The organism is Desulfobacter sp. (assembly GCF_050177295.1).
In genome coordinates, this window is record NZ_JBFXHE010000219.1 from 1 (window position 1) to 7,348 (window position 7,348).

Annotated in this window: 8 protein-coding genes, 6 tRNA genes and 1 pseudogene; 12 read left to right on the forward strand and 3 right to left on the reverse strand. The window is 44.4% G+C overall.

All coding sequences use genetic code 11. The features are described 5' to 3' along the window. From AB7U36_RS14725 to AB7U36_RS14735, 3 genes are all read right to left on the reverse strand, one after another. Nucleotides 1-852: peptidase U32 family protein (locus tag AB7U36_RS14725; protein ID WP_428160488.1), on the reverse strand; the 852-nt coding region annotated here is incomplete at its 3' end. A gap of 52 nt (nucleotides 853-904) precedes the next feature. Beyond that, nucleotides 905-979, reverse strand: a tRNA-Arg gene (locus tag AB7U36_RS14730). Between the two features lie 128 nt (nucleotides 980-1,107). Continuing rightward, nucleotides 1,108-2,856, reverse strand: coding sequence for a LysM peptidoglycan-binding domain-containing protein (locus tag AB7U36_RS14735; protein WP_428160489.1), 1,749 nt, complete (start codon nucleotides 2,854-2,856; stop codon nucleotides 1,108-1,110). Nucleotides 2,857-3,220: 364 nt separating this feature from the next. Here AB7U36_RS14735 and AB7U36_RS14740 point away from each other — a divergent pair. The 12 genes and pseudogenes from AB7U36_RS14740 to rplL all read left to right on the forward strand — a co-directional run. Continuing rightward, nucleotides 3,221-3,296, forward strand: a tRNA-Thr gene (locus AB7U36_RS14740). 10 nt (nucleotides 3,297-3,306) lie between these two features. Continuing rightward, nucleotides 3,307-3,391 (forward strand) — tRNA-Tyr (locus tag AB7U36_RS14745). An 84-nt stretch (nucleotides 3,392-3,475) separates the two neighbouring features. Next, nucleotides 3,476-3,551: transfer RNA gene (locus tag AB7U36_RS14750), tRNA-Gly, on the forward strand. Nucleotides 3,552-3,595: 44 nt separating this feature from the next. Then, nucleotides 3,596-3,672: transfer RNA gene (locus tag AB7U36_RS14755), tRNA-Thr, on the forward strand. Between the two features lie 124 nt (nucleotides 3,673-3,796). Next, nucleotides 3,797-3,946, forward strand: a complete 150-nt coding sequence (gene rpmG, locus AB7U36_RS14760; RefSeq protein ID WP_428160495.1) for a 50S ribosomal protein L33 — start codon at nucleotides 3,797-3,799, stop codon at nucleotides 3,944-3,946. A gap of 10 nt (nucleotides 3,947-3,956) precedes the next feature. Continuing rightward, nucleotides 3,957-4,033 (forward strand) — tRNA-Trp (locus AB7U36_RS14765). 61 nt (nucleotides 4,034-4,094) lie between these two features. Beyond that, entirely contained in the window at nucleotides 4,095-4,448 is a 354-nt protein-coding gene (gene secE, locus AB7U36_RS14770) for a preprotein translocase subunit SecE (RefSeq protein ID WP_428160490.1), read from the forward strand. 17 nt (nucleotides 4,449-4,465) lie between these two features. Continuing rightward, nucleotides 4,466-4,996, forward strand: a complete 531-nt coding sequence (gene nusG, locus AB7U36_RS14775; RefSeq protein WP_428160491.1) for a transcription termination/antitermination protein NusG — start codon at nucleotides 4,466-4,468, stop codon at nucleotides 4,994-4,996. A 35-nt stretch (nucleotides 4,997-5,031) separates the two neighbouring features. Then, nucleotides 5,032-5,454 carry a 50S ribosomal protein L11 gene (rplK, locus tag AB7U36_RS14780; RefSeq protein ID WP_428160492.1) on the forward strand — a complete coding sequence of 141 codons (423 nt, stop codon included), beginning with the start codon at nucleotides 5,032-5,034 and terminating at the stop codon, nucleotides 5,452-5,454. Between the two features lie 24 nt (nucleotides 5,455-5,478). Beyond that, nucleotides 5,479-6,171: a 50S ribosomal protein L1 gene (rplA, locus tag AB7U36_RS14785; protein WP_428160493.1), complete on the forward strand. Its 693-nt coding sequence runs from the start codon at nucleotides 5,479-5,481 to the stop codon at nucleotides 6,169-6,171. Nucleotides 6,172-6,353: 182 nt separating this feature from the next. Further along, nucleotides 6,354-6,890 (forward strand): 50S ribosomal protein L10, encoded by a 537-nt coding sequence (rplJ, locus tag AB7U36_RS14790; protein WP_428160494.1) that lies wholly within the window; start codon nucleotides 6,354-6,356, stop codon nucleotides 6,888-6,890. A gap of 115 nt (nucleotides 6,891-7,005) precedes the next feature. Beyond that, nucleotides 7,006-7,286: pseudogene (rplL, locus tag AB7U36_RS14795) on the forward strand (50S ribosomal protein L7/L12); the annotation flags it as partial. Between the last annotated feature and the right edge of the window lie 62 nt (nucleotides 7,287-7,348).

Sequence of the window (7,348 nt, forward strand, 5' to 3'; positions counted from 1 at the left end):
TGAATAAGAATCCTGATCTGCGATATATGCGTCAATGGCGTTGCGATACGTTTTTACCACAGAACCCAGATAATTTATTCCTTTCATCCTGCCCTCTATTTTAAAGGAGGAAATTCCGGCATGGATTAATTCGGGAATGTGGTCTATCAGGCACATGTCCTTGGAATTAAAGATGTAGGTGCCGCGGCTGTCCTCCTGAACAGGATAATATACATTGGGCCGAAGCGCTTCCATGACCGCGTAATTCCAGCGGCAGGGATGGCTGCACAGTCCTCTGTTGCTGTCGCGGCCGCTTAAGAAACTGCTCAAAAGGCATCTGCCGGAGTACGACATGCACATGGCGCCATGGACAAAGGTCTCGGTCTGGATTGTTGTGCGAGATGTAATGGTTTTTATCTCTTCAATGGATAATTCCCTTGCCAGGTTTATCCGTTTAACGCCCAGCTGTTCCCAGAAAAGAACTGCGTTGAAATTTGTGGTATTGGCCTGGGTGCTTAGATGGATGTCTATATGGGGAATAATCTGTTTGGACTTTATAAGAATACCTGGATCTGAAATGATAACGGCATGGGGGCCGATATTGCCTATCCTTTCCAGAAATGCTTCGATACTGTCCTGCTCATGGTTGCGGGAGTAAATGTTGCAAGTAAGATATACTTTGACCTGGTGCTTTCCGGCAAATTTTATCGCATCTTCAAGTTCGCCATCTGTAAAGTTGCCTGAAAAATTTCTCAGGCTAAAATCTTTACCACCCAGATATACCGCATCTGCCCCGTAATGGACGGCAATTTCAAGTTTTTCAAAGTTGCCGGCCGGTGCAAGCAACTCTGGTTTTGTTAAAACATCTGGCATTATATCCCAAGTGCTGCGAAAATGTCCGCACAGCCAAGCCTCTTTCAAATAGTGGTGCCCCCGGCAGGAATCGAACCTGCGCACAAGGATTAGGAATCCTATGCTCTATCCACTGAGCTACGGGGGCTAAAGTCTTTCAATTATTTTTGACAGGGTAGCTATTCTCCCACTGCATCCATTGAAACAGGCTGCCTTTATACATTATTAGAATATGCCAAGGCAAGTTAAAAATTGAAACGGTTAAAACAGAACCCATCACTCTACCAACAGGTTCTGGCCGGGATAAATTTTGTTTCTCTTGCTTAAATTATTTAAGGCGAGCAGACGGTCAAGGCTCATATTGTGTTTTTTTGCAATGAGTTCAGGGCTGTCCCCGGATTTTACTTTATACTTTGAAACCTTTTTGCTGTTTGTGCTGCCTTTATCCCCGGGGATAATAGTCAGCCCCTGACCAACAATTAACTTTGTTCCTGATAATTTGTTCAGCGATTTAATCTGCTTGGCTGTTGTAGAAAATTTTTTGGCAATCATCCATAAGGTGTCTCCACTGTGTACTTTATACGTGATTTTTGTTCCATAGTCTGAATCGGATTTTTTTCTGTTCGTTTTGGCAGTACTTGAACTTGCCTGATAATTTGAGCCTGGAATTTTCAATACGTTTCCGGTGAGAATACGGCTTTTTTTTGAAATTTTGTTGCAACGGATAATGGTATCTACGGAAGTTTTCAATTTGGTAGCAATGCTGGATAATGTATCCCCTTTCCGTACTCGGTAGTATGTATATTTAGGAGGGCTTTCCTGGTAAGTTGTTTTTATGGGCTTTATGCTATCAATTTTGTCTATGAAGCTGTCTGCGTGGTCCACCGGTATTTTAATTGTATAAGGGTCAGGCGGCAGTACCTGGTGGCGCAGTTCCGGATTAAGGGCGGCAAGTGTGTCGGCGCCTACATTGATGGCGCTTGCGACCTCGCTTAAACTGACCTGTTTTTTTATGTCAAAAGGTTTGTATTCAAGCGGCTTTAACGGATCAGTTATTGCCATATCGTATTTTTCCAGATTGTTAACAATATGGACGGTGGCCAGAAATCTAGGTACATATCTTGCTGTTTCCTGGGGCAGGCTCTGGTACAGGTCCCAGAAATCATCCAGATAGTTGATTTTCTGTTTGCGGATGGTCTTGAGTACGCGATATTCACCACAATTGTAGGCTGCAAGGGCCGTAGTCCAGTCTCCGAACAGATTATGCAGTTCCTTAAGATAATCAATGGCTGCCTGGGTGGACTTCTCAGGATCCATGCGTTCATCTATATAATGGTTGCGGCTTAATCCGAACTTATTTCCTGTTGACGGTATGAACTGCCACAGGCCAAGGGCTCTTGCGGGGGATAGGGCTGTGATCTGAAAACCGCTCTCGATCAGAGGCAGCCACGAGATCTCTTCGGGCAGTCCGGATTTTTTGAGCGCCTGAACAATAAACGGACGGTAACGGCAGGAACGGTTAAGTGCACGGATGAAAAAGCCCCGTTCAGGTCCGGTCAACCGTTTTATTTCAGCATTCACATGGTCGTTTAAGGTGATGGGGATAGCTTTATGGTGCCCGGTTACAACAATCTGACGGGACGCATAAATTTCAAGAATACGTTTGGAGATAAGATAACGGATGTCCTCCTTTTGCTGATCCACCTCGGAATTGTCAGGGGTATCAATTTCAAGCATCAGGGCATAGGCCGCATCAAGGCTTGACAATGCTTCTTCAAGGTTACCTTCTTCCCAGTAATTTTGTGCCACGCCGCAAAGCTCAAGGGCCTGGTCTATCCTGCCTTGATCAGTATCCGGGGGCTGGTTTTCAATGTTTGTACAATGTTTGGGGATACTCCTTTTCTGGGCATTGGCCGTCTTCAAGGTTTTGTCTGTTACGGGTTTGTTGGCTGACAGGTGGGACTGCTGGCAACCGGTAATCAGGAATAAGGCAAAAATAAATGCAGCCAGTTTGTGAGTCTTCACTTCGTCTCCTTACCGATAGCTGTTGTTGAATTTTAGTCTGTGTAATAAAGACTGTGTGGAATGTCAATGAAAAAACCGTGGAGCTACTGGAGCTACCGCGATCTTAAGAGTCAATTATTTGAGAAAAAAAGCGAGAAGTCAACTTTAAAAACAGAAAAAGCCAATCCCATTGATATATTGTAATAATAGAAAAAGAATATTGGCGGACTGTCAATCCAATTGCATATTCAACCGAACTATTGTCTGCTGATCGCATACCGGGAAAAAATATTATGATTTTTTGATAAAAAGAGGTTGCTATGGCAAAAATGTTTTGATATATTCTCCCGGTCTTTTGCTACTGAAGAAATGTAGCTTGGGTAGTGCCGATATAGCTCAGTTGGTAGAGCATCTCACTTGTAATGAGAATGTCCTCCGTTCGATTCGGGGTATCGGCTCCAAAATAGCTTAGGTGGGGTTCCCGAGTGGTCAAAGGGATCAGACTGTAAATCTGACGGCTCAGCCTTCGGAGGTTCAAATCCTCCCCCCACCACCAAAACAAATGTAGGAGATCTGCATGGTGGATTGTTGGGACTACATGGTCGGTTTGGTTGATTGACTTAGTTTGGTCTTATCATAAGCGGGAGTAGCTCAGTTGGTAGAGCTTCAGCCTTCCAAGCTGAATGTCGCGAGTTCGAGCCTCGTCTCCCGCTCCATTCGCAGTCTTCCTGTACGCTGGTTTGGATTGTATGTTGTCTAAGCCCATGTAGCTCAGTTGGTAGAGCGCTTCCTTGGTAAGGAAGAGGTTCACCAGTTCGATTCTGGTCATGGGCTCCAAACTATGCTAAAAGAACTAATCACGCGTTGAATAATGTGGCACTTGCCGGCGGTACGGTTTGTCCAAAGGCAGGTGATGTAAGCAATATTAAAAATAAACGTCAAGGGGTTGAAAGTGGATAGAGTGCTTATTGCTCTTGCCTGTACTGAATGCAAGAGAAGGAATTATACAACGACCAAGAACAAACGCAAGACTCCGGACAAGATAGAATTAAAAAAATATTGCAAATTCTGTAATAAACATCTCGTCCACAGAGAATCAAAAATAAAATAGGTTACCCTGCAGGTCAGTAGCTCCAATTGGCAGAGCACCGGACTCCAAATCCGGGTGTTGCGGGTTCGACTCCCTCCTGACCTGCCACTTTTTATCATCTTCTGAATCGGTATTTGATATCGCACAGGAGATAATTCATTGGTGGAATATGTCGAGATTACAGAAAAAAAAGCCTCAAAATGAAAAACGAAAACGGGTTGTCGAAACGGAGAGTGAGGCAGACGTTGCTGTAAAATCGACTGCAGCAGGGAAGCCGGTGCAGGCGACCTCTGCGAGTATGGCTGAAAAGCCGGTGGGGCAGTCTGAAACGGACAATTTATTTACAAAAACAGCAGACTTCCTCCGGGAAGTAAAGGTTGAGCTGAAGAAAGTTGTCTGGCCGACCCGGAAGCAGACGACCGGAACAACAGTTGTGGTCGTCATTTTTGTATTTATTGTCGCTATTTTTCTGGGGATTTTTGACTACAGTTTGTCCAAGCTCGTCCAAGTTGTCCTTACATAGACTACAGGGAAATTAAGATGTCTTTAAAATGGTATGTCGTCCATGTTTATTCCGGTCATGAGCAAAAGGTGAAGCTTGCCCTGGAAGAAAAAATCCAGGGATTGAAACATCCGGAAAAATTCGGGGACATCCTGATTCCATCCGAAAATGTTGTCGAGTTGGTGGATGGAAAAAAAAGACAGTCTTCCAGAAAGTTTTATCCTGGATATATTCTTGTGCGTATGCATCTGGATAATGAGACGTGGCATATTGTAAGTTCCACTGCTAAGGTTACCGGTTTTCTTGGTGGAAAGAACAAACCTGCCCCCATAACTGACAGGGAAGCCCAGAGCATTATCGAAAAGATGAAGCAGGGTAAGGAGAAACCACAGCCCAAATATCTTTTTGAGCCGGGTGATGATGTGCGGGTTGTTGATGGACCTTTTTCCAATTTCAACGGTACCATTGAAGATGTGTCTCCGGATAAAGAAAAGGTCAAGGTGCTGGTCAGCATTTTCGGGCGCGCCACGCCGGTGGAATTGAATTTTATACAGGTAGCCAAGATTTAGTCGGGTTATAAATAAAGAGTTTCAGGAGTATTAAAATGGCAAAAAAAGTAATGACACAGATCAAGCTTCAGGTTGAAGCCGGCAAGGCAAATCCGTCCCCTCCCATTGGTCCGGCTTTGGGGCAGCATGGTGTCAATATTATGGATTTCTGTAAGGCGTTTAACGCTAAAACGGCTAATGACGCGGGGCAGATTATTCCGGTTGTTATCACTGTGTATCAGGACAGATCTTTCAGTTTTATAACCAAAACCCCGCCTGCCTCAAGACTGCTTCTGGCTGCAGCCAAGCTTTCTAAGGGATCTGGAGAGCCGAATCGTGATAAGGTCGGCAAGGTAACAAAAGCTCAGGTTGTTGCAATTGCAGAAACTAAAAAACCTGATTTGAACGCCTCGGATATTAATGCTGCCGTTAGAATTATTGAAGGTACAGCCAAAAGTATGGGAATAGAAGTCGTTTAACTTTTAAGTATAAGAGTGATTAAAATGCCTAAGCGGAGTAAAAAACATAACGAAGCACTGAGCAAAGTGGACAGAACGGTTCAGTACGGGCCTAAAGATGCCCTGGAAATAGCTGTATCTTCCAGCTATGCAAAATTTGACGAAACGGTTGATATTGCTGTAAGGCTGGGGGTTGACCCTCGGCATGCAGACCAGATGGTTCGGGGAACCGTTGTTCTGCCCAATGGGCTGGGTAAAGAGGTGAAGGTTCTGGTGTTTGCCAAAGGTGAAAAAGAACAGGAAGCCCTTGATGCGGGCGCAGATTTTATTGCCACAGATGAGATCGTTGAGAAGATCAAGGATGGCTGGTTCGGGTTTGATAAAGCAATTGCTACACCTGACATGATGGGCACTGTAGGTAAACTCGGTCGTGTTCTTGGCCCCAGAGGGCTGATGCCCAACGCAAAAACCGGTACCGTAACATTTGAACTTGCCAAGGCCATCAACGAAGTCAAAGCCGGTAAAATTGATTTCAGAGTTGAAAAGGCGGGTATTGTCCATGTTCCTGTCGGTAAAATATCCTTTGGTGCTGAAAAACTGCTGGAAAATGTGACCGTTTTTCTTGATAAGATTGTCTCGCTTAAACCTGCAGCAAGCAAGGGAACCTATCTCAAATCCATCAGCGTATCTTCAACAATGGGCCCGGGTATCAAAGTGGATCCTTTGTTGATTAACTAGTTGATCAAATAATAAGTGTGCTTTCGTCCTGACAAGCGAAATACACGTTAAACCTGTCATAGACAGTAGGTGCATATGATATGCATAATCGGATTTGCCGGCCTGCCGAGACAGAAATAAATTTTGTTTTGGTTTCACTGGCACCTTCGATACTAAATTAATTAAGGAAGGAGGTGTAAAAAATGCTCAATATTTCCCAGAAAAAAGGGCTGGTCGAAAGGCTCGCAAAGGAACTCGCCGATGCAGAGATTTCTTTTTTGGTCGACTACAAGGGACTGACTGTATCCCAGGTGACCGAACTTCGCGCAAAACTTCGGGAAGCCGGGGCTCAAATGGCGGTTGTAAAAAATACCCTGATGAGACTGGCGGTGAAAGAGACCGGCTCGGAGGTATTAACTCATCTTTTTAAAGGACCAAATGCGATCATTATTTCCAAGGATGATCCTGTGGCGCCTGCCAAGGTCATATCAGACTTTCTGAAAACCAATGAGAAAATACAGCTTAAAGGTGCAGCCCTTGGTGGAAAACTTTTAAGCGAAGAAGATGTTATACAGCTTGCCAAGATGCCGTCCAAAGAAGAGTTGCTGGCCAAGCTGGTGTACACACTCAATGCCGTTCCTACAAATCTGGTCAATGTGCTGGCCGGTGTTCCCAGATCTTTTCTCAATGTGCTTAATGCTGTTAAAGATCAAAAAGATGCTCAAAAAGATGCAGCGTAACTTAGATTAAACCAACACGTTAGATTTAAAAGTACGATTTAGATATTCGTATATTTTTCAGGAGATTAAAATGGCTGATATTACAAAAGATGATGTAATTGAATTTATTTCAAACATGAGCGTTCTGGAGCTTTCAGAACTGATTAAGGAACTTGAAGACAAATTTGGCGTATCCGCAGCCGCACCGGTTGCCTTTGCTGCCGGTGCCATGCCTGTCGGAGGTGATACCGCTGTTGCAGAAGAAGAGAAAACAGAATTTGACGTTATTCTTGAAGCTGCCGGTGACAAAAAGATTAATGTCATTAAGGAAGTTCGCGCCATCACCGGTCTTGGGCTGAAAGAAGCCAAGGCGTTAGTTGAAGAAGCGCCCAAAGCTGTAAAAGAAGGTATAGCAAGGAAGAAGCAAACAAAATAAAAGAACAGCTTGAGGGCGCCGGTGCTCAAGTGTCTGTAAAGTA

Bases quoted from the DNA above. Each gene is read 5' to 3' on its own strand.
- rplK (WP_428160492.1), top strand. From the start codon at position 5,032: ATGGCAAAAAAAGTAATGACACAGATCAAGCTTCAGGTTGAAGCCGGC.
- secE (WP_428160490.1), top strand. From the start codon at position 4,095: ATGTCGAGATTACAGAAAAAAAAGCCTCAAAATGAAAAACGAAAACGG.
- nusG (WP_428160491.1), top strand. From the start codon at position 4,466: ATGTCTTTAAAATGGTATGTCGTCCATGTTTATTCCGGTCATGAGCAA.
- rplA (WP_428160493.1), top strand. From the start codon at position 5,479: ATGCCTAAGCGGAGTAAAAAACATAACGAAGCACTGAGCAAAGTGGAC.
- rplJ (WP_428160494.1), top strand. From the start codon at position 6,354: ATGCTCAATATTTCCCAGAAAAAAGGGCTGGTCGAAAGGCTCGCAAAG.